Here is a 24,067-nt window from a genome sequence, read left to right as displayed (position 1 = left end):
AAAATCGGGAATCTGAGCTTTTCGATTCCTATTTTGCAAACCCAATTAATCATCAGTTGGATCGTCAATCATTTCTGGTACTAAAGCTGGGTTACTTTTACGTTCTGCTGGTGATTGCTCTCGAATAACATCGTCTATTCTCGCAGGGTGTTTGATTTTGTCGAGTACCTCTGGACTTAATTGTGATGGATCACCTTCTGGAGTAGACTTTTCAGCCTGACTAGGAACTGTTTCCTTATTCATAATTATTTCCCTAAACCCTAAACTTATAGGCCAAGCTTAAGTTCTTCGATGGTCGGGTACACACTATCTTGGGACTTAATTTCACATAACGGTGGGAAGAAAGGCGATCGCTAAAGTAACGATTAACTAAGTTTGCCCCACGTTTTGGTTTGCGATCGGTATTGTCCAACTAGGAATTTAGCGGTGGGTTCAATGCCCAATCCCTTTGAATCCTACTCCTTTCTTTGTGGATTGTGATTTTTGGCTAACCAAAAGTGCAATGTCATGAAAGCTTGATATTATTGCTATTGCTTAACGTGTAAACCACTATTAATGTTATGAAATCATGACAATAAGATCCCAGAAGGGCTGATAAATTCGTGAAACAGTTAAAAAACGTACCTCTGACCCCTTGATCCCTAGATATGCTTAGTGGTTAATATAGACTTAAGAAATAGAAATCCTCCGATCCCAAAGAAATGCTGATTTTGGCATTATAAGGAATTGAAAGGGTGTTGGCTCAATTTAAAAACAGATTAAAAAACTTAAAAACTGGGCAAAACCAGGAGTCAGGATAAGAAATTCATCTGGAATGGATGAGATTTTACATAGCATTCTTTAACCAGGGGAAATCATTTACCGCTTAAACTACTGGAGGCCAAATTAATGGCAAAAGAACGCCCGCCACTAGAGGAGATGACCTTACGCCAACTACGCAAAGTTGCTAGCGAATATAGCATCTCTCGCTATAGCCGAATGCGTAAATCACAACTACTGGCATCAATACAAGAAGTCCAGCGTAGCAAAAACTTACTCAGCCCATCTCGTTCATTGGAGGCACAAGAAACCGTGGAAGCTGCAAAGTTTGAATTAGGTCAGGAAGATCGTACTGGTGGATCTTTGGCTGATGTTGATGAAGGACTGGCAGATTTGCCCTCTGGCTATGGTGAAAGCCGGATTGTACTCTTACCGCGCGATCCTCAATGGGCTTACACTTACTGGGATATTCCCAATGAACACAAACAGGAACTGCGTCGGCAAGGCGGACAACAACTAGCACTACGGATTTATGATGTCACCGACATCAATATCGAATACCAAAGCCCACATAGCATTCAAGAATATCCTGCTGATGAACTAGCTAGAGAATGGTATCTACCAGTTCCAGTTAGCGATCGCGATTATACGATCGATATCGGCTATCGTGCTGCTGATGGCCGTTGGTTAGTACTAGCTCGTTCTAGTAGAGTACACATTCCTCCCGTCTATCCTTCTGACTGGATTGAGGATGTCTTCATCACTGTAAATTTTGAAGAAGATTTACGTAGCAAAACTCAGTACGAACTAGTTCCTCCTGCCAAGAAGGTTGCAGCTACCGCCAATGGTAATACTGTTAATGCTGTAAATGGCAACAGCAACCCCATCTACGACGAAATATTTGGTTTAGCAGAATCTGCCGAATCACTGCGAGTTGCTGGTTCTATCTTCGGCTCCCAACAAGGTGCAGCGCGTCCTGAACAAGCTATTAGCTCCTACATTTTCCCATCGGGTGTGGGTCTGTGGGCAACTCCTACCGTATCTGGCTTAACCGCTTCCGGTGCAGGAATGTCAGGTGTTGGCTTCTCGGCTTCCGCCGTACCAGTGCGTCCGCGCCAGTTCTGGTTAATTGCCGATGCTGAGTTGATAGTCTACGGTGCAACCGAACCCGATGCTACTGTAACTATTGGTGGCCGTCCAATTAAGCTAAATCCAGATGGAACATTCCGCTTCCAGATGTCCTTCCAGGATGGTTTAATTGACTACCCAATTTTGGCTGTAGCTGCTGATGGTGAGCAAACCCGCTCAATTCAGATGAAATTTAATCGTGAGACACCATCTCGGAATACTAACACCAAAGAAGAAGCTGTTGTAGAATGGTTCTCTTAAGTTTTGGCTCTGAGATTGACTCCAGACTGAAATTTTAAATTATTCCCCGCTATAGTAATTCTGTAGCGGTTTTTTTTGTATTATTATGTCTACAAAAAAATTATTTTTGTTATTTATCTTGATAATCAGTGCAAGCTTATTATCAGGTTGTCAAAAGATTGAAGCAAATTTAGTTCCAAAAGCGTCTAAAAGTTGCCCTGGCAAAGATGCCAAGTTCAGTATTGATTTTTTTAAAACCAATAATCAAGGTAAAAAAAATCCTAAAGGTATTAACAATGTAATTATTTTTAATCCCAAATCAGCCGAATTAGATTTCAAAGTTAATGTTGGTCTATCTCATAAACTCTACGCCAAAGATAGTAGAGGTAAACTGCGTAAAGAATATGTAGCAAAACAGTTTCGTGAACTCATCGCCGATGAAAATGCTAAGTTAAACGGACAGCTACCCATTGCTGCAATTAATGCGGACTATATAGATACTGAGGATAAACCCCAAGGCTTAAATATTTCTCGTGGCGTAGAGTATTCAGGAGCATTTAAAAATAAACGTTCTTCCTTTGGGATATCAGGAGGTACACCCCAGCAGCGACAGGCTACTATCCAAGCTGGCAGAAGAACAAACGATATTCTCAATTACAATTTGGTGGGCGGTAATGGCAGATTCTATCGTCAGGGTAAGTTTAAAGATATTTGTCAAGATTTGGGAGAATTTGCTTGTAAAAATGCAACTAATCGCTCTCTAGCAGCTATTACTAATCAAGGCTATGTAATCTTATTAGTTAATGACTTGAAAGCTAATTCCGAGATTGAATTATCTCAACTTAATCAAGAGTTACTGCCAGATATGTTTGATAATGTCTTAGAGGGTATTGCTAGCAATAACTGTTTAGGTAAGATTCAAGAAGGGATTTTATTTGATGGAGGTATGTCTCCAGGATTGTATTACAACCAGAAAACTTATGTAGAAAACCTTGGGCCCATTGGTTCAGTTTTTTTGATTTACAAAAAATAAAATAGTTATAATTCCTAAAATTATTGTGCCCCTCCCCGATGCTTTGGTCTACGGTGTACACACAAGTCCTAAAAACCTAGCTTGATAAGACTTTCCTTATTTTTCCTCGTTTCCAGTCTCCGACTGGGAATGCATTCATTGAGTCTCTGACTCAATTCCAGACTGGAGGCAGAGCCTCAACGAGGGCATTCCCATGCTCTGCATGGGAACGAGATAGAATGCTTATTTACGAATTTGTGATTCATCTTGATTTTTAGTTTTTTGATGAGAAAAGCGAATCCCTACAAAGATATCGTAAATAAACTCTAAAAAGTCTTTCTTTTGCAGTAACCCTGAAGTTTGATAACAGCCTTTTTCATCTAACAAAGGCTTCATTAGATAGTATGTGGACTGATATTTGTACCAGGGAATACAAGTCCATAAATGATGAATTAAATGGTAGTTCTGACCTAAAATTAGGATGTTAAGAATTGGGCTAGGGTATACACGAGCATTTTTCCAGCGATCGCGTTCAACAAAGGGACGATGGGGCAAATAATCAAAAAACAAGCCCAGTATTAATCCCACGATACCAGAAGGTACAACCCAAAAATTGAGAACGTACATTAAAAAATGATACTGAACTGAGATATAAACAATTGCAACAACAATTGAGCGGCTAATTAACCATTCCCATAGTTCATATTTGCGCCACAGTCGTCGTCGAAAGAAAAACACCTCGTGGGACAAGAATCGAAATGCAATCATCCACAGCGGGCCACCTGTAGAAACAAAATGATCTGGGTCGTCTTTGGGATGGTTGACATGAGCGTGATGCTGCAAATGTACTCGTGTAAACACTGGGAAAACGAACCCTAGCATCAGGGCGCTACCATGCCCTAATATGGCATTAATGACTCGATTGCGGTGGGCAGATTGGTGACAAGCATCATGAATTACTGTTCCAGAACAATGCAAAGCAATAATATTAAAACTAAAACACAGCCAGTCTGGCCATTGCCAAAGCCAGTAACCACAATGAGATGACACCAGTACTGTCACCGATGCAAAAAACAGTAGTAGTGTAGGATTGAAATCACCAGGAGGTGCTAATAATTCCTTTGGTGGAGCTTTCAGCAGTTTTTGTGCTTCTGAAGTTACCGTTCTTACTTCTGTATCTACTACGTCTTTAAAGATGACTTCCAAGTTGTTGCCATTTAGCTTTTTATAGTCATCAACGGCTGGGTCGATGATGATTAGGCTTTTGTCCGGGATGTCAAAAAAATTAGGATCTAAAGAGGTCATAATTTTCCTGGTCTTGATTCGTTGATAAAATGGTTTTGAAATCCCAAACTCAGCCAGCACAGAATAGATTTCTTGCCCTGATTAAAGAGATGAAAAGATTGAAAATTTAGCCAATACTCTTCTCTATTCAAATTAGGTATGGACTGTAAGAGATAGGGGATAGGAAAAATTTTGAATTCCTTGCTACACTACACACATAAACAAAATATTTGATTTTTCATTTCGGGAGTTGCTCCTGTTACTCATAATGCCAGCGACAACGGCATACATAGATTTTGGTTTGATATCGATATTTATCGATTTGCCCAGTCAATGTTTTTTGCGATGTGCTGAAATTGTACTTTGTTATTGATTTTGTAAAAAACAATTTTCAACAATATAAAGAATACAGTTATTTGAACGATCAATGCAAGAGTTTTGTCATAATTTGGCTGTATAATAAAAATATTTTAGACACAGATATCATACTTCAAACAAAAAAATATATTTTATTTGCTTAAATAAAAATTTCATCCCTTTTTCGGGATGATGCAATAAGTATATATACTAGCGATCGCTTATCCCATTTCGATTTCATGCAGTTGCTGTCTTCTTCTTTTAACCAAAACTCCATCGCTGGGGTGTACTGGTAGCCAAAACGAACCATGACACTTCTTTGTGGAGCATACCACTTCCTACTCTGATTCTGAGTTCGAGGCTACCAAAAATATCAAATTTCTATACTTAACAACAAAGATTTTGCTATGCGTCAATTATTACTAGTTTTGTCCAGTATACTAACCCTCAGCAGTTTAAATCCCTCCGCCATAACAATAGCAGGCACAACGCCAGATTTATCTGAGATGCGCTTAGTTCAAAAGTTAAACTGCAATAATCCTCAAACTCAAGCAGCAATTAATGAATGTACGAAGTTATCTTATCAGAATGCAGATAGAAAACTGAATCAAGTTTATCAACAATTGATATCTACACTAGAAAGGCCTAGAAAACAGAAATTGATTGCTGCACAACTTGCATGGATCAAGTTTCGAGATAGCAATTGTGAGTTTGAAAGAAGCAGATATGAGGGCGGAAGTATTGCTTCTACCATTTATTTTGGTTGTTTGGAAGATACCACAAAACTGCGTACCCAACAATTACAAGAATATCTGAAAACTGACCCTTAAGCTGAAGCTGAAAGTCAGTCTAGAAGAAGCTTTTAGAGATTAGACTTGTTGCATGAATCTAAAGCCCTCACCCTAAATCCCTCTCCCAAGGGAGAGGGACTTTGAAATTTGCATTTGTGTAAAAGGTATATTGAGTCTCTGGCTCAATGAATGCATTCCCAGTCGGCAGCCTGGGAAGGAGGAAAGTTTTGGGAACTAGAGTAATTATCTTTTTCTGAGATTAACGCAAACCTAAAATTTCGGAAATCGCCGTTACAATATCCAAATAAAAGTTGCCTTTCACTGCCCGAAATAACTCAAATTTAGAGTCAGGGGCACCAAAAAATGGTCTGAGAAACCATCCTAACTGCATACCAACAAAGGCATAAAGCAATAACCAGGATCTTAAAATAGTGGTGCGGGTTTTTTTACCAACTTCATCTTGTTGAGAAAGTAATTGCATTCCTTCATACAGGAACTTGACGCCAAATACGCCTGTAATGCCAAAAATAAATACATTCAGCAGTTTAAAAAATTGATAAGAATCGGGTGTAGTGATTAGAAAAAATAGCGTAACTGGTGCCAAGCTAAATAAAAGTACGCTAATCACTGATACAGATGTGAGTAATACAACGAAATGCTGTAGAATACTGCTCCGAGAACCAAACAAAACATTAAAAAAGAACAAAGTTGGGAAACAAATAATCAGTGTGATTAAATAGAATACCGGAAGTTTAATAGCACCAGATAATGCCTGTCCCCAACTGTGGGATGCACCGATAATTGCTCCGTAAAGGGCAAAGAAAATAGAACTAGTTACGAACAGAGAACTGATTTTATTTTGTAATCGCACTCCCTGACGAATTTCTTCTAAGAATGACTGGCGATCGCGCAGTAAATTAACCAAAACACCAAATTGTTGAATTCCGCGATTTTGCTTTTTCAGCATAAGTTTATAGTTTGTATATTTTGGGGAATTGCTAATGACTAATTAACGGAATCCAAAGAGATAGCTAAGAGATTTAATGACGCTTAAATAGAAATTACCTTCTCTTTCGCGAAATAGTTCAAAGACAGAACCAGGTGTACCAAAAAACGGTCTGAGAGTCCATCCTAACTGACTGCCTACGAAAGCGTAAAGAAATAGCCAAAATTGTAAAATTTTCTGGCGGGTTTTACTACCTTCATCATCTTGTTCTAAAACTAAACTCGTGGCTTGATATAAAGACGAAATACCAATAAATCCAGTGATGGCAAAGATAAAGACATTTAACAAAATTAAAAATTGGTAATTATTGGTGGTAATTAAGAAAAACAGTGTGATTGGGGCAAAGCTAAATAAAAGTACGCTCGTGACTGAAACCGCAGTTAAGACTAATGCTAAATGCTGGGCAAAAGTCCGTTTTGAACCAAAAATAATATTTGCAAAGAACAACGTCGGGATGCAAATCAAAAGTGTGATTAAATAGAGGGCTGGGAGTTTAATGGCGGAAGATATAGCTTGCATCCAGCTATGGTATGCACCAATGATTCCGCCATAAGCAGCGATAAATAAAGAACTGCAAACCAGCAGCGAAATGATTTTATTTGGTAATCTCGTACCTTGGCGAATTTCCTCTAGAAATCCTTGGCGATCGCGCAGGAATCCAATCAGCACTGCAAAGTATTTGATTCCTGATGATTTCCGTTCCATCATGTTATCCTCACACCAATAAAATTCTAAGTTTCATCTGAATAATCACCGCCAGAACCATACTTCCAAGCATCAATCAAACGATGCCAATAATATTGTTGTTCTTTTGGTTGATTCTTTATCCATGTTTCTAGCATTGGACTTAACCAAAACAAGGCAGTGTATACACCTAAATTACTGTAATGTAACATCCAATCTAACAAACTTGCCAAACCTACTTGCGGAATTATCTTGGCAACTAATACCGGATGATATAAACCAGTTTTTAACAGTGTTTGCGTTAATGCCGAAAACTGCACTATATCTTGTAAAAATGGTTTTAGCACTGGTGTACCCAACTGTTGCATTTCTTGAAATACCGCTGAGAGTAATTGGTTAATTTGATCTGGGGCAATTTTCTGATTTACACCAACACTCATCGCCCTTTGAAACAACCAAGTAACAGTCAAACTCGGCTGATAGGGTTGCAGCAGTGCTAAGGCTTTTGCAGATAATTGTTCTGTTTCCAGCGCTTCGTAAATGCCATAAGTTAAACGCTTTAGGTGACGCACCATTGCTCCAAAACCACCAAAACTCAAGGGAGATTGGCTACCACTGCTATCTCCGGCTGGTAGAATGCGACTCCAAGGAGTTTTTAGCGGACTTTGGCGATAGGTGGGAAAGAAACCAAATAGTGCCCGTTGAAATTTCAGTTTGCTCAATTCCACTCCCTGATATTCTGGTAAAAGACGCAGATATTCCTCAAATAGAGCTTCTAAACTCAAGCGTTGGGGATGTGCATCCATGTAGGTAAACAAGTAAGTGGTTCTGCCATCCCTGGCTGGAAAGGCTTCCCAGAAATATTGGCATTGATTCTGCAAAGATGTGAAGGATAATAACAAGTCGCCTGAGTTATTTTCTGGAAAACCTTGGGCGCAACTTCCTACAACTAAGCACAAAGCGTCTGGTTTTTTGCCTTGGCGTGCTTGTTGGGTGATGGGTGAAAAATGCCCCATCGCGTCGATTAATAACCGAGTTTTGAATTGGTTATTTACCATCACCCCATCGGGATGAACCACTGCTTCGGTAAAGGGTGTGTTTTCTAACAACTTTCCCCCAGTGGCGAGAAATCGGGTTTTCAAGGTAGCTAGTAGATAAACTGGATCTACGCCGATATTCAAGACATCCTCTACCCAAACTTCTGTACCGCCAGCAAAACTAACTCGCGCTGGGTTATATTGAGTGGCGATCGCACTCTCTAATTCTTCCTCAGTCAGCAAGTTCAATTCCACAAATACATCTAATTCTTTGCGAGAAATATTCCACTCTTGTTCCCTCCCCCGCAAAATACCCCGTTCCAGCAATGCTACCCGCAATCCCTTTATTGCCAAGGCGCAACCAATTAAAATCCCTAACGTGCCACCGCAGATAAGCACATCGAAGTCTACAGCGCCTAAAGGCTGTTGATTTTCTTTAACTAAAGTTGGTACTGGTGCGGAGTTTTCGCGCAGAGATGTGAGGATGCGATCGCCTTGGCGCAATCCTCCTAAAACATCGCCGGGTAATTGGGAAAGAATTTCTTCTGTTAAAGACATTTTGGCAAAACTCAACTCTACATTCCAAAACTACCTGAGAATGAAGAAAGTAGATATAATCATGGCCAGATAAATCGTAATTAGAACTCTTAATTACGAATTACGTTAGCGTAGCGTTAGCGAGTCCACGAGCGTCATTACGAATTACGAATTACAAAAGTATGTCCACTACAAAACCTGTAGAACGTCTGTATACTTTTAAGGAATATCTCACCTACGACGATGGCACTGACAAGCGCTATGAACTTGAGGATGGGGTACTGTTAGAAATGCCTCCAGCCTCAGATTTGCATGAAGCTATCATCACTTTCTTGTTGATCCGCTTCTATCTGGAAATCCAACGACTAGGGTTAGACTGGCAGGTTCGCCCTAGTGGGACTGGCGTTCGTACCTCCGTCAAAAAATCCCGTCTCTCTGACTTAATTGTGATGACTGAAGAACAGAGACAATCTATTCAGGGTAAATCGGCGGTGCTTGAGTTACCTCCACTGTTGACAATAGAAGTGGTTAGCGCTGAGTCTGTGAAGCGAGATTATCAAAGGAAACCACTTGAGTATGCAGCCTTTTCTATCCCTGAATACTGGATTGTTGATCCTCTTGAGGCAAAGGTGACAGTCTGTTTGTTGGATGAAGGACATTATAACCAAACAGTATTTACAGAGAACCAGCAAATTTGTTCTCCGACTTTTCCTGAGTTAAAACTGACAGCGCAGGAAGTATTAACGGCTTAGAGATTTTTTATAAGACCTCTCCCTGGTTTTACTACGTAAAACCGTCCCTCTCCGAGTCGGAGAGGGAAAGAATTAAGCTTTAGATGGAGGCTGGGAGAGGTTTGTTGAACTCACGTTAAATTATCCCAAACCGAATAGTTTTGCGATCGCAGGCAATAATTTATTAGTCGCTTCCACCAGAGAAGCAACAGCAGGTAAGCCTGTAAATATCCCTTTCAACATGGTGATTGCAGTTTTCGCCGTCTTTTGCTTAGTGGATTCTTGGGGAGTTTTACCCGCTTCTGCCAAAGTGTTCACCTGTTCTAGCGCTTCGGTTTTGTCTTCTTCTGACAAATATGTGGATTGGATGATTGCATCTTGCAACTGCGACAATAATTCTTTAATTCCTGGTTTTTCGGCATCGGTTGCATCAGGTAACTGATTGAGGGCAATACTCACGTTACCGCTAATGGTTCCTAGATTAGCAATAGAATTATTGCCAGCGATACCGCTAACATTACTGCTACCTTGAATATTGATGCCGCTGATATCTGACATATTTGTATCTCCTTGAGTATAAAATTTCGGCTGCTTGAGAGCAGTATCTACCATATTTTCTAAACTAATAATGCGCTTATCTTTTTCTACCAGCAATAATTGCTGACTCTGCGATAAAGCTTTGAGTTGATTATAGTCATCAAAATATTCTGCACTCAGTTGAGATTTATCGCTACCTGCGGCGGTTTTGGCTCTGAGTAAGATTTTATCATCGCCGCGTTTCTCCATTGCCACGATTTCTAACTGAGCTTCGGGATGGTTTTCGGCAAGGTTTTTGAAGGCTATGGCAATGGCGCGAGGGTCAATGCCTTGATTGTGGTAAAGGTCGAGGGTGTCAAAAATTGGTTTGATAAAGTCGGCAAAATCCCCGTCTGCGAATACCTCTTGTTTATTATCAGGTTTGCGGAGGGGATCGGGGTCGTCTTTGGTGGGTAAACGCATAAAGACATATTCACACTTCACCCCATGCAATTTAGTTGTATTTGTAATGCCCCAATCTTCGATGTACGCGCCGGTGAGGGTTGCACCTGTTAAATCTGTGCCGTCTAGTTGGGTTTGCTTGAGCTTTGCTCTTGACAAATCGGCATCTTGCAAGTTGGCTTCACTCAGATCAGCACTAATAAAGCTAGCATCTGCTAAGTTAGCTTTTTGTAAGTTCACACCTCGCAGGTTTTGACGGTCAAAGTTTTTGTTCTGTCCTTGTCTTGTAATTACTAGCTTGCGTACTTGTGGTTTTTCAAGATAAGTTGCACTAACACGAGCACGATCAAGCCTTTTAGCTTGAAACCAGCAAGTATTAGTTACATTAGCATATGCAAAATTAGTGTTTTTCAGCGTCGCCGCAGTAAAATTAGCATTTGTTAGATCAGCTTTGCCAAAACTTGTACCACCCGTGTTAGTAATAGCAGTCTTTAAACACTCGTCAGCTATTGCTATGGAAAAAGGCACAATACCAGCTTCAACGCTAGCTCTAGCTGTAGATATAATTGCGCCTCTAGAGCCAACTACAGCTAAGTATATAAACCCTAAAAACGCTAAAACAACTGGCACACTACCAGCGAAAACAACATCAAATATAGATATAGAGCCAGTTACAATTGCTGAGATAATCAAAGCCAAAACGAAAGCTATAGAACCAGCTATAGTTAAAACCAGATTTGCAGTCAGAGCAACAGCCCAGTTATATCTAGAAGCAACCATAGCTATGCTGATAACTACCAGTGAAGCTATTAGTAAAGCTACAATTACAGATTTTGATAGTGCGGATAAAACCAATAAGCCTGTTACTAGTACTGCACCAATTGCCCAACGTCGTTGCAGTCCAGCTTGTGCATAACTGAAGTTTACAGCTGTTAAATTAGCGTTGGTGAAGTTTGCCCCTCGGATGTCGGCATAGCTAAAGTTTGCACCTGCAAGGTCTTGTCTACCTTTGAAGTTGCGTCCTCGGAGATTTTGACCGGAGAAGTCTAAAGCCATGTTGCACTTTACGGAGGTGAGCAAATTTTACTACACGCTCACTCCTGTAAATTCAGGAATGGTTAGATATATTTGTTGGTTGAGGATAAAAGGCGCAATTTCGAGGATAAAAGGTGCAACTTCGAGCCTCAGAAGGTCAACTTCGAGCCTCAGAAGGTCAACGTCGAGCCTCAGAAGGTCAACTTCGAGCCTCAGAAAGTCAACTTCGAGCTTCAGAAGGTCATCGTCGAGCCTCAGAAGGTCAACGCCTCAGAAGGTCAACGTCGAGCCTCAGAAGGTCAACTTCGAGCCTCAGAAGGTCAACTTCGAGCATCGAAGGCTCATTTTTTGCCTTTTTATATTAAGATGCAATGTGCAACTTAATATTCTGACATCTCTCTTAAAAGGCTACGGTGTACACACAAGCCAAATTACCCCCCTTAATCCCCCCTTATAAAGCGGGGAAATAAAAAATCTGGTTCCCTCCCCTTTCCAAGCAGGGCTGATTCATTCCATTTCAAACAGGATTTGTCAAGATGGTTAGCAAGAAAATTGTAAGTAAGCGTGACGAAGAGATGAACNTTTAAGCACTGAAATATCAGTAAAATAGTTGGTTTCATCGGCACGCTAGTAACAAAATAACTAATTTTTAATCGCTAGAACCCTTGATTTTTCAAGCTCTTTGGGGAATGAATCAGCCCTGCCTTTCCAAGGGGAGGGTTAGGGTGGGGTAAAACTGACGTTTCTGCTCCAAACAACAGTTTTGCAACAACAGGTAATGGCAGGACGATATTTGGCAAGGCTATCACTCTTGCAACTGCGTAGCTTGCCGCCGTAGGCAATCGCATCACCGTTGAGATAGCGAATAGCAACAGACGCATCTAGAGCCGTCTCACCAGCCATTAGAGTCAATTTGCTCAAATTTTTAATGAATCACAGACTGCAATTGTGCAGCTTCTTCGTCGTTGATAATGCCTGCAAACTGTAACAGTGGATGGGTTGGAGTCTCTTGGTACTCAATGTATTCACAAAGAAATTTAGCTCTTTGTCTGACTAATTTTTTGGTGGAATCATTAACTGTCATGATTGAGAAATGATTTTGGCATTCAGCAAGGTAAAAATTCTATCAAGTTCCAATATGCCTGCCAATTCAGCATCTTCCTCGCTTGTTAGCAATCCAGCTTTCTTTTTCTCAGACAATTCTTCGAGTCGAGACTGTAATTCTTCAGTAAATTTAAACAAATATATGTCCCTAACTTTACTGAGTTTGATTCCAGAATCTACCCAGAATGAAGGTTGAACCATCATTTGAGTAATCATAAGCTCTATGTCTCGTTTAATTTAGCGGACTGGTGGTATTTTAACAGCGAGAAAGTAATCGTTTCGTCAAGAACATAATCTGTTGTATAAATTTGCCCATTTTCAGCGATATCTGACGACAAGCTGCAACTCTTGGAGACGCTGCGCGAATGCGTCTACGCATATTGGTAAGCTTAAGCTTCTGTGGCTTCTTGGTAATAGCGTTCGCTTTGTTCAATAGCGTCAAAGATAGCTTGTTTCGTTGTCATGGCGATCGCTCAATGTCACTTTCAGCTTGTTTATATTTTATCTGCTAAACTGCGGTTTGCTCACGCCCATAAACTATAGCCAAGTCTATTATGTGGATATAGGCACTGCATAATAACTTGCATTACAGGAAATACTGATGGAACGCTCGAAAATAATTGCTATTCTTACAGGTGCGATTTCGATCATTTTAGCGATCGCCTACCTCATCGTAGTCCAACTCCTGGACTACCGAGATATGAAACCCGCCCCCATCAGCCAAGTGGACTCACCACCTGCCATTACTATCTCTCACTGGCAGGTTGACAAAATAACCCAAATATAAATTATCTTTAGTCGATTTGTAGAGACGCAATCAATCGCGTCTCTTGTCATTTATATAAATTGATAAAACTAATGATAACTATTGATTCATCCCTCACTTGATGTATAGATAAGAATAAATACCTATTATTCCTTACTGAAATAGTTGATTATATAAGAAATAATTAGAGTTATTATCTTAAATTTATTTAATTAACTAATTCCATTTTGACAGATATAACGGTAAGCTGTTTCTAACAAAATTAAATAAACATAAATTTGTATGTTCTGCGTAGGCGTCGTCCCTCGTAGATCATCGCTGGGTTAACAGGGATCAACGCCAGTTGACTCAAAACCCATAATTTTTGATGACAATATAGAGGTAAGTTAATGGCTCAGTTTCTACTAGAGACTGTTTGGCTAGTTCCGTGCTATGCCTTAATCGGTGGCTTGTTAGCCGTCCCTTGGTCGCCAGGGATCATTCGGAAAACGGGGCCAAGACCGGCGGGTTATCTAAACTTGGTGATGACATTTTTGGCGTTTGTACATAGTGCGATCGCCTTACAAGCAACTTGGAATTATCCAGCCCAAGAAGTATTTATTCCGTGGTTGTCTACGGCTGGTTTAGACTTAACCATTGCTTTGGATATATCCTCAGTCAGTGTCGGCGCTTTGGTTGTGATTACTGGCTTGAACTCGCTGGCGCAGATTTATGCGATCGGCTACATGGAAATGGATTGGGGTTGGGGACGCTTCTATTCTTTATTGGGATTATTTGAAGCGGGATTATGTGCCCTTGCTTTGTGTAATGATTTGTTCTTCAGCTATGTAATTTTGGAAGTCCTAACGCTGGGAACCTATCTACTAGTCGGCTTATGGTTTAGCCAACCCTTGGTAGTTTCAGGTGCGAGAGATGCGTTTTTAACTAAGCGGGTGGGAGACTTATTCTTGCTGATGGGCGTGTTGGCATTATGGCCTTTAGCTGGAACTTGGAATTATCCAGAATTAGCTGAATGGGCGGCTACTGCTAACGTCAACCCGACAACTATGGCACTGGTAAGTTTAGCTTTAATTGCTGGGCCGATGGGTAAATGTGCCCAATTTCCCTTGCATTTATGGCTAGATGAAGCGATGGAAGGCCCGGTTCCCAGTACGATTTTGCGGAACTCGGTAGTAGTAGCTAGTGGTGCATGGGTGCTGATTAAATTACAACCTGTGTTAAGCATCTCGCCCATAGCTTCCTCAGCGATGGTTGCGATTGGTGCGGTGACAGCCATAGGTGCTTCTTTAATTGCGATCGCTCAAATCGATCTTAAACGCTGCCAATCCTATTCTGTCAGTGCATACATGGGTTTAGTATTCATCGCTGTGGGAGTGCAACAATACGAAGCGGCGCTATTGTTAGTACTTACTCACGCCATATCCGCAGCCTTGTTGGTAATGAGTACTGGGGGAATTATCTGGAATAGCATCACCCAAGATGTTACCCAATTAGGCGGATTGTGGACGCGCCGCCCGATTTCGGCGATCGCTTTTATCGTCGGAACTTTGGGATTAATTGGTTTTCCACCCTTGGGTAGCTTTTGGGCGCTGGTGAAATTAACAGATGGGTTGTGGGAAACGCAACCTTGGTTAGTGGGAGTAGTAATCGCGGTAAATGCTTTAACAGCCGTGAGTTTAACCAGAGAATTCGCTTTAGTTTTTGGCGGTAAACCAACACAAATGAGTCAGCGATCGCCTGAAGCTCACTGGCCGATGATTGTGCCAACAATGATTTTACTTGGTGTCAGTCTACATCTTCCTTTAGTGTTGCAAAGCTTATCACTTTTACCCGATTGGGCAAGCCTAAATAAAGATGTCGCACTGCTGTTAATTTGGTCGAGTATTTTCGGTTGCAGTATCACTGGCGTGATTTATTTAAGCAACATTCCTAAACCGATTCGCCTCCCTTGGCAAGGTTTGCAGGACTTGTTCGCATACGACTTTTACACCCCCAAACTCTATAAAATGACCATAATTTTTGGAGTTGCCAAAATTTCCCAACTTGCCGATATGATTGACCGCTTTGTAGTCGATGGCATCGTTAATTTCGTTGGTTTATTTTCGCTATTAGGTGGCGAAGGTCTTAAATACAGCAACTCTGGGCAAACCCAGTTTTATGCACTCACTGTTCTTTTAGGAGTGAGTTTTTTAGGAATGTGGGTAACTTGGCCATTTTGGGGAATGCAATTTTTAAATATGGTTTTTCAAATCTCGACAATTGGATAGCAGTAACTATCCTACTAAAAGCTAACAGTTTAATATTGTGAGGAGAATTTCATGAGCATACAACATCCCCAAATCAATCTTTCCAGAAGAGGTTTATTGAAGTTTGGTGCAGGTGCGATCGGTACAGGTGTATTGACAGCCGGACTTAGTTCAAACTTACTTGCAGCCGAAACAAAATCAGTACCAGATGATATTACACCCGATAAGGCACTGCAAGAGTTATTAGATGGAAATGATCGGTTTGTTAAAGCAAAACGTCGCAATCCTAACCAAACTCAATCACGTTTAGTCGAAGTTGCCAAAGGTCAAAAGCCCTTTGCTTCTATTCTAGGTTGTGCAGATTCACGGGTTCCTTCAGAGATTGTCTTTGACCAAGGACTTGGAGATTTATTTGTCTGCCGGATAGCTGGTAATATTGCCACAACACAGCAAATTGGTAGCTTAGAATTTGGCAGCTTAGTATTAGGTACTAAAGTGATCATGGTAATGGGACATGAAAGATGTGGTGCGGTACAAGCGGCGATGAAAGGCGATCCGGTACCTGGACAAATTGGAAGTTTACTTGAAGCAATTAAACCAAGTGTAGAAAGCTCAAAAGATAAATCAGGAGATAAGTTAGAAAATGCTTGTAAAGCAAATATTTTGGCGCAAATCAAAAAATTGAAATCATCGTCAGTTTTATCTGAGTTAATCAAGGCAGAAAAACTGAAAATAGTCGGTGGTTATTACGATTTAGATACTGGAGAAATTAGTATAGTAAGTTAGTTTTTTTGTCCTTTGCCATTAGTCACTTGTACTGAGTTTCAACTGCGCGCAAATCGAGCGAAGTCGAGATTCAACTACCGCGTAGTCGTTGGCACAGCCTCTCCAAGAGTTGTATTGGTCATTAGCTAAGAATAAGTCATCAAGCACAAAAGACAAAGGACAAATAACAAAGAATAAAGGACAAAATTACCATGTTAAGTGTCTTGATTTGGCTCCCGATTTTCGCTGCTATTATCATAGCAATATTACCTGTAAGCATACCTAAGCATCGCATTCGTTTAATAGCATTAATCTTTTCAGGGCTAGTTCTCTTTTGGAACCTGTTTATCCTACTAAAATTTGATATCAGCAATCCAGGAATGCAATTTAAAGAGTATTTACCCTGGAATGAAACCCTTGGCTTGAGCTATCAAATAGGTGTTGATGGGCTTTCTATCTTGATGTTGGTGTTAAATAGCCTGCTTACCTGGATTTCTATTTACAGCAGTAGTCAAGAAACTGAACGTCCTCGGCTGTTCTACTCCATGATTTTATTAGTTAGTGGAGGAGTCGCAGGTGCTTTTCTGGCGGAGAATTTGCTGCTATTCTTCCTATTTTACGAACTAGAATTAATCCCCTTCTATTTGCTAATTTCCATTTGGGGAGGGGCGAAACGGGCTTATGCTGGGATGAAATTCCTGATTTATACTGCTGTTTCGGGAGCCTTAATTCTGGCGACATTCTTGGGTATGGTGTGGCTGAGTGGTTCTACCAATTTTGCTTTTGATGCCGTCTCTACCGAAAATCTTTCAACAGCAAAACAAATCCTTTTACTAGCAGGAATAGTTTTAGGTTTTGGCATTAAAATACCCTTAATTCCCTTCCATACTTGGCTACCCGATGCTTACGTTGAGGCTTCAGCACCAATTGCCATTCTTCTCGGTGGCGTGTTGGCAAAGCTGGGAACCTATGGACTGCTACGATTTGGGTTGGGTATGTTTCCCCATGCTTGGAGTATTATTGCACCGACTCTGGCAATTTGGGGAGCAATCAGCGCCATCTATGGAGCAGTAGTTGCGATCGCTCAAAAAGATATCAAGCGCATGGTAGCATACAGTTCCGTCGGTCACATGGGCTATATCTTGCTAGCTGGTGCCGCCAGTACTCCCTTAGCACTTGTTGGTGCAGTCGCCCAAATGTTCAGCCACGGTATCATCCTAGCGATTCTCTTCCACTTGGTGGGAGTTGTAGAAGCCAAAGTTGGTACACGCGAATTAGATAAACTCAATGGTTTAATGAGTCCCATACGTGGTTTACCTCTAATTAGCGCCTTACTAGTTTTAAGTGGAATGGCTAGCGCAGGTATTCCCGGTTTAACAGGATTCATCGCCGAATTTATCGTCTTTCAAGGTAGTTTCTCTATCTTTCCCATCCCGACAATTTTGTGTGTAGTCGCTAGTGGATTAACCGCAGTTTATTTTGTCATCCTCCTCAACCGTACCTGTTTTGGCAAACTCGATAACTTCGCCTACTATCCCAAAGTTCTTTGGTCTGAGAAAATCCCAGCTTTAATTTTGGCAGCTTTCATCATCTTTTTAGGAGTACAACCCACTTGGTTAGTGCGTTGGAGTGAATCCACAACTACAACAATGGTGGCTGCAATTACCCCCTTAGAAAAAACCGTAATCTCTGAAGTAGCGCTGAAATAAAAAATACATCAAAACACTTGTAGAGACGGCGAGTTATCGCGTCTCAAAATCTATCCCCCCAAACGCGATAAATTGCGTTTCAAAACCTATCCCCCAGACGCGATAAATCGCGTCTCTACCAATTTACGATTACCATGACAGCAATTAAAACAGCGATTAAATTACCTCCTTCAAAACACGAATTTGCCGAAGTAATTCACCGCTTAGAAGCAGGCGGTGCAATGTTACCCGATACTCCAGAAAATTTGATGCAAATCATCGGTTTATATAAAGCTTATGCTGTGCCGATGGATTTTTACTGGCGTGACCTACTTTATATTGCCGAACGCGAATTTTTAAACCCGCTTCCATTCTTTAAATACTTCTTGCCCAAAGAGTATTTAGAACTGCATAATCATTACGCTGGCGATGATGCCGATTTACGAATTTGGCGCGGCGAAGCTACTGCACATCCAGAACTTTTGGCATTTATCGAGAAGGGTGAAACTTTCAAAATGCCGAAGTTATTGCATCACTTGTTGCACGATCGCATTAACATGGAATTTGCGGAAGCTTGTATGCGGGCGATGTTGTGGCACAGAGGCATGGGTGGACAATTTGACCCTTACCTAGATTCAGACGAATACAAAGCCAACGCCGACAGGGCAATTAAAGCTTACTTCCAAGGGAACCCCGTAATGCTGGGACTTTACAAGCTGTTCCCCGATATGTTTTTAGAACAGTGCCGCCAGATGTCATACTACGCTAACCTGGGCTTATTCTGGGAAGTCATGGCTCCGGTATTCTTTGAAATGTCAGACCGCTATGATGAAGGTACCATTAGCAGCGTCCCAGAGGCAATGAGCTTCTTAGTTAATGGTATATTTGCGATCGCAGGTCGTCCCATTTACCATCACGTTTATATTCGTGGCGAATGCTACGAAATTGTGCCCAAATCCAAGGGTTTCATGTGGCTATATGAAGCCGCATTACCTTATGTGGAAGCAGTTTTCTATCGCACTGCACCCTTCCGAGGGACAAAATCTTATAATGCTCAAGCGCGTCAAGTACCAGAAGACCAAAAAGACTTTCACTATGGCATTCTTTACGCTGATGTATTTCCAGTGGGTACTGCTGGCATTCCCCCGACATTATTAATGCAAGATATGTTGCATTTTTTACCACCATATCTTGTTGATTATTACAGCCAACATTGCCGGGGTGAAGAAGATATGTTGATTCAGTTGGGAGTGAGTTTTCAACGGTCAATGTATTGTGTCACTTCTGCGGTAATTCAAGCTTTGCGAACTGCACTTTTATATCCTTTAGATGACCAAAATCCCAAGCATTTACAAGCTAATCGAGACTTTTTTGAAATGCAGCTAAATCGCTTTACTCGTGCTGACTACAATATTCGTGATGCTGCTCGTTTAGGGAGCATTCAAAGTCAAGATTATCGATAATATATCTCCATCTAAAACCTTTGTAGAGACGTATCACTGCTACGTCTCTACATTCTCAATACGGTTCGGTTAAGGCAAGAGACGCGATAAATCGCCGTCTCTACAAAGGACTGATTATTGTAAAGACGGCGATTTATCGCGTCTTTACGATTAGCGGCGTGTAACCAAAAAACCTTATCCGAACCGTATTGTCTACATTCTTTTAACGTGAGTTCGATGAACCTCTCCCGGACAACCTCCCTCTCCGAAACGGAAAGGGAGGAGCAACGAAAAATTCAGCTTTTTGCTCCCCTCTCCGTGTCGGAGAGGGGCTGGGGGAGAGGTCAAATAAGAATTGTCGAACTCACGTTCTTTTATACCAGATTTACCTGGAAATGCGATCGCTAATAAAGAGATGCCAACACTTTATCAGCTGCTGCCCGGAATGCAGTTGCAGCACCAGCACTCATGTCCCGTGGCGCACAGATGCGATTTCTCACATAGGCGAGTGTGATAGCGCCAACCGCAGCCGCAGTCGGATCGGCATTGTCTTTACCACCCACGCGTCCCCACGGTAATGCTGCACCATTACAATTGATGAGATAGTCAGCCAGCAATCTGAGGTGAAAATCAACCGCTTCTTTAACGGTTGTTGTGTCGCCATTGACTGCTAATGCTTGCACCCCGGAGTTTTTCAGGATATCTCCTAAAGCAACTTCTCGGTTATCAGTCAACCTTTCAGCCGCTTCTGCCCGAAATTGGATTTCTTGGCTAATAGCTGGGTCAGGTGGCAAAGGATTGCCGATTGGTGTTACGCCCCACCGACGACGCAAAAGTAAAACGAACAAGTGTATAAAGTCAAGCTAATATCTGCTAGTGATCTAAAATACTTGCAATTTCATCGAGTGTAGCCCAAGAGTGAAGCACCCCAGCCAATGAAGGCGCTACCAAAGACTAGCCATGCAGCATTGATGCGAAAGCGAATAGCTAAAATAGCTGAGACGATCGCGATCGCCAAGCCGAGAAAATCTACAAATGGGGCTTGTGGTAATGTTAAAGTCGCTGCCCCCAGTTGCAGAGTAGTCACAACCATTAGCGCTACAGCACTAACATTCACAGCATCCAAAAATGCTCTAGTCCAAGAAGAGGCTCGTAAGCGTGGGATTAGGGGATTTAGGGCAGCAACAAAAACAAAAGAAGGTAGAAAAATTCCAATAGTGGCAACAATTGCGCCAGGTATGCCAGCAATGACATAACCGATAAACGTAGCAGTGGAAAGTACTGGGCCAGGGGTAAATTGACCAATTGCGATCGCATCTAATAACTGCTGTTGTGTCAGCCAGCCGTATTCTTGAACTAATCCCCCTTGCAGAAAAGCTACTAAAAGGTAGCCACCACCAAACAAGACACTACCGACTTTGAGAAAAAACCAACCCAATTGCCATAAAGAAACGTTGGTTACAGTAGATGCAGTAGCTATCGATGTAGCAAGTACAGCTGATGCTTTCAAGGTTGCACCTGTGCTGAGACTAGCAATCAGAAAGTTGGCTTTATCTCCTGGTTTGTCGTGTTTATCGCCAGAATGTAACCAAACCATACCCAGCAATCCCCCAACTAATAGGGCAATTACTTCATTTAATTTCAATAACAATGTTAGCAATGCCACAGCGAAAGCGATCGCTAGTAATTGGCGAGTTTTCACAGCCTTTTTGGCCAACCCCCACAGGGCATTGATGATGATTGCTAAAACAGCCGGTTTAATCCCATAAAGTAAAGGAGCAATTTGGGGTAGAGTACCGTAGGCAACATAAACCCAAGCAAACCCACCAGTAATTAGAACCGCAGGTAAGATAAAACAGACGCCTGACACAATCAGCCCCAGCCATCCTGCATAGATGTATCCTATATGGATAGCCATTTCTGTGGAATTTGGCCCAGGAATTAGGTTAGTTGCGCCCAGCAAATCTAGAAAATGCTCCCTTGTCAACCATTGACGACGTTTAACCACTTCATCTTCAATCATGGCAATATGGGCAACCGGGCCCCCAAAGCCGATGACGCCCAGTTTAAAAAACAGGTTGGCGAGTTCACCCAAACGACTTGGTGCTGAGTTAGTCATTTTTGCTTGGCAATATACTTTTCAAGTAGGAATTGCTTGAGGTGCGGTTGTTCTAAGTTTAAACCAAGCTCTTGCGCTTTCTGACTAATTTCCTCATAAGTCAGACCTTCACTAATAGCATTGGCAATCAAGGCGATACCACCAGCCCTTGCTCCAGCGGCACAGTGAATTAAAATTGGTTTGGGTAAGTTCTCAATTTCCTGAATTGCTAACTCTGTTTGCTCTTGATTTGGTTCTGAAGGCTTTAATGGGATATTGGCATATTGCAGTCCAGCCGCTTGAGCTTGCTGCTGTTCGTCACTGAGGAAACCTGCTTCATCGGGAGAACGCAGGTTCAGTACCGACTTAAATCCCTCTTGGGCTGCCTGTTTTAACTCTTCAGAAGTTAGTTGTCCAGCAGCGCTCAAGTCGTCACTAACTTTTTTAGTGTTGCTCATAATCTTTAAAGACACTATTCCGATAGCTTTATCGTAGTTTATTCTGTAGACTATTTATAGAGCAATACGGTTCAGTTAAGGGCTACTGGCAAAAATTTTGGGTTTTTGAGACGCGATAAATCGCCGTCTCTACAAGTGTTTTGGGCTTATCTGAACTGTATTGATTTATAGAGCAATTTTCGTCGGGTGCTTGAGCCTAAAATGCAAATGCCTTGACTGAAGAAAGAATACTGACGAAAAGCGGCTTCTATTTCTTGAGTGACATGAAAATCACGGTTTTCTCGCAGCATCAATTTCCCCAGTTTTGCCATCAGTCTTTCAGCACTAGCACTACTGTATAAATAATTGATCGCTTCAACGAAATAATAAGACTCAAAAGGCTGCGATTGATGAGCTTAGATTTAAAAAGCCCTTAAAGCTGAACTTCGCGCAGCCGACGCTCCAGAAAGCGGCGTTCGCTGCCATTTGTAACCAGCATGAGTGCGATCGCGTAGCTCTCTGCGGCTGATGCTGAGGCTCCGATGCGGCGCAGCATCTCGGCACGGGTGGCGTGAAATAGATGGTAGTCATTAAGTTGGGAAGCAAGCCCATCAATGAGTTCGAGGACCGTTTGAGGAGTCTCTATCATTGAGATCGCCACCGCCCGATTCAGCGACACAATCGGCGAGGGCTGCAAGCGTTCGAGCAAATCATAAAGGCGGACAATTTGTAACCAGTCCGTTTCTTCTGCTTGTGCTGCCTGACAATGTAGTGCGGCGATCGCAGCTTGTACTGCAAACGAACCAATCTCGCCCCGCAATGCCTCTTCAACAAGCGGTAGCGCCTCAGCAATCTGCTGTTGATTCCAGCGACGACGATCCTGATCTTCGAGCAACACCAGATCGCCTGCTTCATCCAAACGGGCATCGCGTCGAGAGTCGTGCAGCAACATCAGCGCCAAGAGTGCAGTTACTTCTGAGGGCGGTTGGGGTGCCATCAACGTCCTTACGAGACGACCCAGCCGAATCGCTTCTGTGCAAAGGTCAGCCCTCACCATCGTCTCGCCCCTAGTCGTCGCGTAGCCCTCATTAAAAATCAAATAGATCGCCGTCAGCACTGCGTCTACCCGTACAGACAGATCGGTTGTGTCCGGCACTTTATAGGGAATACCTGCATCCCGAATCTTGCGCTTGGCGCGCACCAGCCGTTGCGCCATCGTTGCCGTGGGCACGAGAAACGCGCGCGCAATTTCATCCGTCTCCAGTCCGCCCAACATCCGCAGCGTTAAAGCAACCTGCGCCTCGATCGCCAGTGCTGGGTGGCAGCAAGTAAAGATCAGCCGCAGCCGATCGTCTGGAATTTCGTCTGTGTCGTAAGTTGGCTCCTCGCGGGTTGGGATTAACCCGGAGGCGGCGTACCATTCCAATTTTTCCGTCAGGCGTGTCCGCCGTCGGAGGCGATCGATGGCTTTGTATCGGGCTGTTTTGACGATCCACGCACGGGGGAGATCGGGCACGCCGCTGGACTGCCATTGATTCACGGCGGCTATAAAGGCTTCCTGTACCGCTTCTTCAGCCACATCGAAATCCCCCACCAACCGGATGAGGATGGCGACGATCCGCCCCCATTCAGCCCGGTAAAGGGAGGCGATCGCTTGCTTTACGTCTGTTTTTGCGTTTGGCTCAGGGCATTTTCCTCCAGGTAAATCAGCAGCAAATATTTCATGGGGTTGCCTCCTTTATTTCCCTTTGTGAGTAAGTCGAACGGTGCTGCCTCAAATCGACACTCCGCCAAAAATTTTGATCGTTTAGTACGATCGAGGTATACCTCCCTTGTTTCCCTTTGTGAGTAAGTCGAACGGTGCTAACTCAAATCGACACCTCGCCAAAAATTTTTATCGAGGAAAAGAGAAAAACTGCCTCCTGCCTTCTGCCCCCTGCGC

Annotated in this window: 23 protein-coding genes and 1 pseudogene; 10 read left to right on the top strand and 14 right to left on the bottom strand. The window is 42.3% G+C overall.

Annotated features, from left to right (window positions below; all coding sequences use genetic code 11):
- Window positions 1-45: 45 nt before the first annotated feature.
- The gene (locus tag CDG76_RS04100; RefSeq protein ID WP_094347758.1) at window positions 46-243 is read right to left on the bottom strand and encodes a hypothetical protein; all 198 of its coding nucleotides are present in this window, start codon (window positions 241-243) and stop codon (window positions 46-48) included.
- 645 nt (window positions 244-888) lie between these two features.
- Here CDG76_RS04100 and CDG76_RS04095 point away from each other — a divergent pair.
- On the top strand, window positions 889-2,148 hold the full coding sequence (locus tag CDG76_RS04095; RefSeq protein WP_094347757.1) for a DUF4912 domain-containing protein: 1,260 nt from the start codon (window positions 889-891) through the stop codon (window positions 2,146-2,148).
- An 85-nt stretch (window positions 2,149-2,233) separates the two neighbouring features.
- On the top strand, window positions 2,234-3,160 hold the full coding sequence (locus CDG76_RS04090) for a phosphodiester glycosidase family protein (protein WP_094347756.1): 927 nt from the start codon (window positions 2,234-2,236) through the stop codon (window positions 3,158-3,160).
- A 222-nt stretch (window positions 3,161-3,382) separates the two neighbouring features.
- Here the strand turns inward: CDG76_RS04090 and crtR are convergent, their stop codons facing one another.
- Complete coding sequence (gene crtR, locus CDG76_RS04085; protein ID WP_094347950.1) at window positions 3,383-4,444, bottom strand: beta-carotene hydroxylase; 1,062 nt, start codon at window positions 4,442-4,444, stop codon at window positions 3,383-3,385.
- Window positions 4,445-5,187: 743 nt separating this feature from the next.
- Between crtR and CDG76_RS04080 the strand changes: the two genes are divergently transcribed.
- Window positions 5,188-5,610, top strand: a complete 423-nt coding sequence (locus CDG76_RS04080) for a lysozyme inhibitor LprI family protein (RefSeq protein WP_094347755.1) — start codon at window positions 5,188-5,190, stop codon at window positions 5,608-5,610.
- 220 nt (window positions 5,611-5,830) lie between these two features.
- Here CDG76_RS04080 and CDG76_RS04075 read toward each other — a convergent pair whose 3' ends face one another.
- Genes CDG76_RS04075 through CDG76_RS04065 form a run of 3 tightly spaced genes read right to left on the bottom strand, consistent with a single transcriptional unit; the run spans window position 5,831 to window position 8,856 of the window.
- Window positions 5,831-6,538 carry an actin-binding WH2 domain-containing protein gene (locus CDG76_RS04075; protein WP_094347754.1) on the bottom strand — a complete coding sequence of 236 codons (708 nt, stop codon included), beginning with the start codon at window positions 6,536-6,538 and terminating at the stop codon, window positions 5,831-5,833.
- 42 nt (window positions 6,539-6,580) lie between these two features.
- The gene (locus CDG76_RS04070) at window positions 6,581-7,285 is read right to left on the bottom strand and encodes an actin-binding WH2 domain-containing protein (RefSeq protein ID WP_094347753.1); all 705 of its coding nucleotides are present in this window, start codon (window positions 7,283-7,285) and stop codon (window positions 6,581-6,583) included.
- A gap of 23 nt (window positions 7,286-7,308) precedes the next feature.
- On the bottom strand, window positions 7,309-8,856 hold the full coding sequence (locus tag CDG76_RS04065; RefSeq protein WP_094347752.1) for an FAD-dependent oxidoreductase: 1,548 nt from the start codon (window positions 8,854-8,856) through the stop codon (window positions 7,309-7,311).
- A 161-nt stretch (window positions 8,857-9,017) separates the two neighbouring features.
- Between CDG76_RS04065 and CDG76_RS04060 the strand changes: the two genes are divergently transcribed.
- Window positions 9,018-9,587, top strand: a complete 570-nt coding sequence (locus CDG76_RS04060; protein WP_094347751.1) for a Uma2 family endonuclease — start codon at window positions 9,018-9,020, stop codon at window positions 9,585-9,587.
- Window positions 9,588-9,707: 120 nt separating this feature from the next.
- Here CDG76_RS04060 and CDG76_RS04055 read toward each other — a convergent pair whose 3' ends face one another.
- Window positions 9,708-11,600, bottom strand: a complete 1,893-nt coding sequence (locus CDG76_RS04055; RefSeq protein WP_094347750.1) for a pentapeptide repeat-containing protein — start codon at window positions 11,598-11,600, stop codon at window positions 9,708-9,710.
- Between the two features lie 113 nt (window positions 11,601-11,713).
- Here CDG76_RS04055 and CDG76_RS04050 point away from each other — a divergent pair, with 113 nt between their 5' ends.
- A complete protein-coding gene (locus tag CDG76_RS04050; protein ID WP_143854020.1) occupies window positions 11,714-11,944 on the top strand; it encodes a hypothetical protein in 231 nt (76 codons plus the stop codon).
- A gap of 355 nt (window positions 11,945-12,299) precedes the next feature.
- Here the strand turns inward: CDG76_RS04050 and CDG76_RS04045 are convergent, their stop codons facing one another.
- The 3 genes from CDG76_RS04045 to CDG76_RS04040 are packed head-to-tail and all read right to left on the bottom strand — an operon-like array spanning window position 12,300 to window position 12,899.
- Entirely contained in the window at window positions 12,300-12,500 is a 201-nt protein-coding gene (locus CDG76_RS04045) for a hypothetical protein (protein ID WP_143854019.1), read from the bottom strand.
- Window positions 12,501-12,504: 4 nt separating this feature from the next.
- The gene (locus CDG76_RS37025; RefSeq protein WP_190240750.1) at window positions 12,505-12,663 is read right to left on the bottom strand and encodes a hypothetical protein; all 159 of its coding nucleotides are present in this window, start codon (window positions 12,661-12,663) and stop codon (window positions 12,505-12,507) included.
- The gene (locus CDG76_RS04040; protein WP_094347747.1) at window positions 12,660-12,899 is read right to left on the bottom strand and encodes a hypothetical protein; all 240 of its coding nucleotides are present in this window, start codon (window positions 12,897-12,899) and stop codon (window positions 12,660-12,662) included. The genes CDG76_RS37025 and CDG76_RS04040 overlap by 4 nt, the downstream gene beginning before the upstream one ends.
- Before the next feature lie 385 nt (window positions 12,900-13,284).
- Here CDG76_RS04040 and CDG76_RS04035 point away from each other — a divergent pair, with 385 nt between their 5' ends.
- The 5 genes from CDG76_RS04035 (at window position 13,285) to CDG76_RS04015 (ending at window position 19,611) form a co-directional block, all read left to right on the top strand.
- Window positions 13,285-13,470, top strand: coding sequence for a hypothetical protein (locus CDG76_RS04035; protein ID WP_094347746.1), 186 nt, complete (start codon window positions 13,285-13,287; stop codon window positions 13,468-13,470).
- A gap of 368 nt (window positions 13,471-13,838) precedes the next feature.
- The gene (locus CDG76_RS04030; protein ID WP_094347745.1) at window positions 13,839-15,716 is read left to right on the top strand and encodes an NAD(P)H-quinone oxidoreductase subunit F; all 1,878 of its coding nucleotides are present in this window, start codon (window positions 13,839-13,841) and stop codon (window positions 15,714-15,716) included.
- A 51-nt stretch (window positions 15,717-15,767) separates the two neighbouring features.
- Window positions 15,768-16,481 (top strand): carbonic anhydrase, encoded by a 714-nt coding sequence (locus CDG76_RS04025; protein ID WP_094347744.1) that lies wholly within the window; start codon window positions 15,768-15,770, stop codon window positions 16,479-16,481.
- Between the two features lie 191 nt (window positions 16,482-16,672).
- Entirely contained in the window at window positions 16,673-18,169 is a 1,497-nt protein-coding gene (locus CDG76_RS04020) for an NADH-quinone oxidoreductase subunit M (protein ID WP_094347743.1), read from the top strand.
- A gap of 134 nt (window positions 18,170-18,303) precedes the next feature.
- The gene (locus CDG76_RS04015; protein WP_094347742.1) at window positions 18,304-19,611 is read left to right on the top strand and encodes a CO2 hydration protein; all 1,308 of its coding nucleotides are present in this window, start codon (window positions 18,304-18,306) and stop codon (window positions 19,609-19,611) included.
- 383 nt (window positions 19,612-19,994) lie between these two features.
- Here the strand turns inward: CDG76_RS04015 and CDG76_RS39330 are convergent.
- From CDG76_RS39330 to CDG76_RS03995, 5 genes and pseudogenes are all read right to left on the bottom strand, one after another.
- A pseudogene (locus CDG76_RS39330) lies at window positions 19,995-20,429 on the bottom strand (glutathione S-transferase family protein); the annotation flags it as partial.
- A gap of 59 nt (window positions 20,430-20,488) precedes the next feature.
- Window positions 20,489-21,709 (bottom strand): chromate efflux transporter, encoded by a 1,221-nt coding sequence (gene chrA, locus CDG76_RS04005; RefSeq protein WP_094347741.1) that lies wholly within the window; start codon window positions 21,707-21,709, stop codon window positions 20,489-20,491.
- Complete coding sequence (locus tag CDG76_RS04000) at window positions 21,706-22,146, bottom strand: beta-lactamase hydrolase domain-containing protein (protein ID WP_094347740.1); 441 nt, start codon at window positions 22,144-22,146, stop codon at window positions 21,706-21,708. Before CDG76_RS04000 ends, chrA begins: the two co-directional genes overlap by 4 nt.
- Before the next feature lie 146 nt (window positions 22,147-22,292).
- Window positions 22,293-22,457 (bottom strand): hypothetical protein, encoded by a 165-nt coding sequence (locus CDG76_RS37020; RefSeq protein ID WP_190240749.1) that lies wholly within the window; start codon window positions 22,455-22,457, stop codon window positions 22,293-22,295.
- Between the two features lie 101 nt (window positions 22,458-22,558).
- Window positions 22,559-23,776 (bottom strand): RNA polymerase sigma factor, encoded by a 1,218-nt coding sequence (locus CDG76_RS03995; RefSeq protein ID WP_223265131.1) that lies wholly within the window; start codon window positions 23,774-23,776, stop codon window positions 22,559-22,561.
- Window positions 23,777-24,067 lie beyond the last annotated feature (291 nt).

The sequence above is a fragment of the Nostoc sp. 'Peltigera membranacea cyanobiont' 210A genome (assembly GCF_002246015.1).
Taxonomy (GTDB): Bacteria; Cyanobacteriota; Cyanobacteriia; order Cyanobacteriales; family Nostocaceae; genus Nostoc.
This window is presented reverse-complemented; position numbering and strand designations above follow the sequence as displayed.

Bases quoted from the DNA above. Each gene is read 5' to 3' on its own strand.
- CDG76_RS04025 (WP_094347744.1), top strand. From the start codon at position 15,768: ATGAGCATACAACATCCCCAAATCAATCTTTCCAGAAGAGGTTTATTG.
- CDG76_RS04090 (WP_094347756.1), top strand. From the start codon at position 2,234: ATGTCTACAAAAAAATTATTTTTGTTATTTATCTTGATAATCAGTGCA.
- CDG76_RS37025 (WP_190240750.1), bottom strand. From the start codon at position 12,663: ATGACAGTTAATGATTCCACCAAAAAATTAGTCAGACAAAGAGCTAAA.
- CDG76_RS04020 (WP_094347743.1), top strand. From the start codon at position 16,673: ATGTTAAGTGTCTTGATTTGGCTCCCGATTTTCGCTGCTATTATCATA.
- CDG76_RS04040 (WP_094347747.1), bottom strand. From the start codon at position 12,899: ATGATTACTCAAATGATGGTTCAACCTTCATTCTGGGTAGATTCTGGA.
- CDG76_RS04060 (WP_094347751.1), top strand. From the start codon at position 9,018: ATGTCCACTACAAAACCTGTAGAACGTCTGTATACTTTTAAGGAATAT.
- CDG76_RS04080 (WP_094347755.1), top strand. From the start codon at position 5,188: ATGCGTCAATTATTACTAGTTTTGTCCAGTATACTAACCCTCAGCAGT.
- CDG76_RS04075 (WP_094347754.1), bottom strand. From the start codon at position 6,538: ATGCTGAAAAAGCAAAATCGCGGAATTCAACAATTTGGTGTTTTGGTT.
- CDG76_RS37020 (WP_190240749.1), bottom strand. From the start codon at position 22,457: ATGGCAAAACTGGGGAAATTGATGCTGCGAGAAAACCGTGATTTTCAT.
- CDG76_RS04070 (WP_094347753.1), bottom strand. From the start codon at position 7,285: ATGATGGAACGGAAATCATCAGGAATCAAATACTTTGCAGTGCTGATT.
- crtR (WP_094347950.1), bottom strand. From the start codon at position 4,444: ATGACCTCTTTAGATCCTAATTTTTTTGACATCCCGGACAAAAGCCTA.
- chrA (WP_094347741.1), bottom strand. From the start codon at position 21,709: ATGACTAACTCAGCACCAAGTCGTTTGGGTGAACTCGCCAACCTGTTT.
- CDG76_RS04015 (WP_094347742.1), top strand. From the start codon at position 18,304: ATGACAGCAATTAAAACAGCGATTAAATTACCTCCTTCAAAACACGAA.
- CDG76_RS04030 (WP_094347745.1), top strand. From the start codon at position 13,839: ATGGCTCAGTTTCTACTAGAGACTGTTTGGCTAGTTCCGTGCTATGCC.
- CDG76_RS04065 (WP_094347752.1), bottom strand. From the start codon at position 8,856: ATGTCTTTAACAGAAGAAATTCTTTCCCAATTACCCGGCGATGTTTTA.
- CDG76_RS04000 (WP_094347740.1), bottom strand. From the start codon at position 22,146: ATGAGCAACACTAAAAAAGTTAGTGACGACTTGAGCGCTGCTGGACAA.
- CDG76_RS04100 (WP_094347758.1), bottom strand. From the start codon at position 243: ATGAATAAGGAAACAGTTCCTAGTCAGGCTGAAAAGTCTACTCCAGAA.
- CDG76_RS04035 (WP_094347746.1), top strand. From the start codon at position 13,285: ATGGAACGCTCGAAAATAATTGCTATTCTTACAGGTGCGATTTCGATC.
- CDG76_RS04095 (WP_094347757.1), top strand. From the start codon at position 889: ATGGCAAAAGAACGCCCGCCACTAGAGGAGATGACCTTACGCCAACTA.
- CDG76_RS04055 (WP_094347750.1), bottom strand. From the start codon at position 11,600: ATGGCTTTAGACTTCTCCGGTCAAAATCTCCGAGGACGCAACTTCAAA.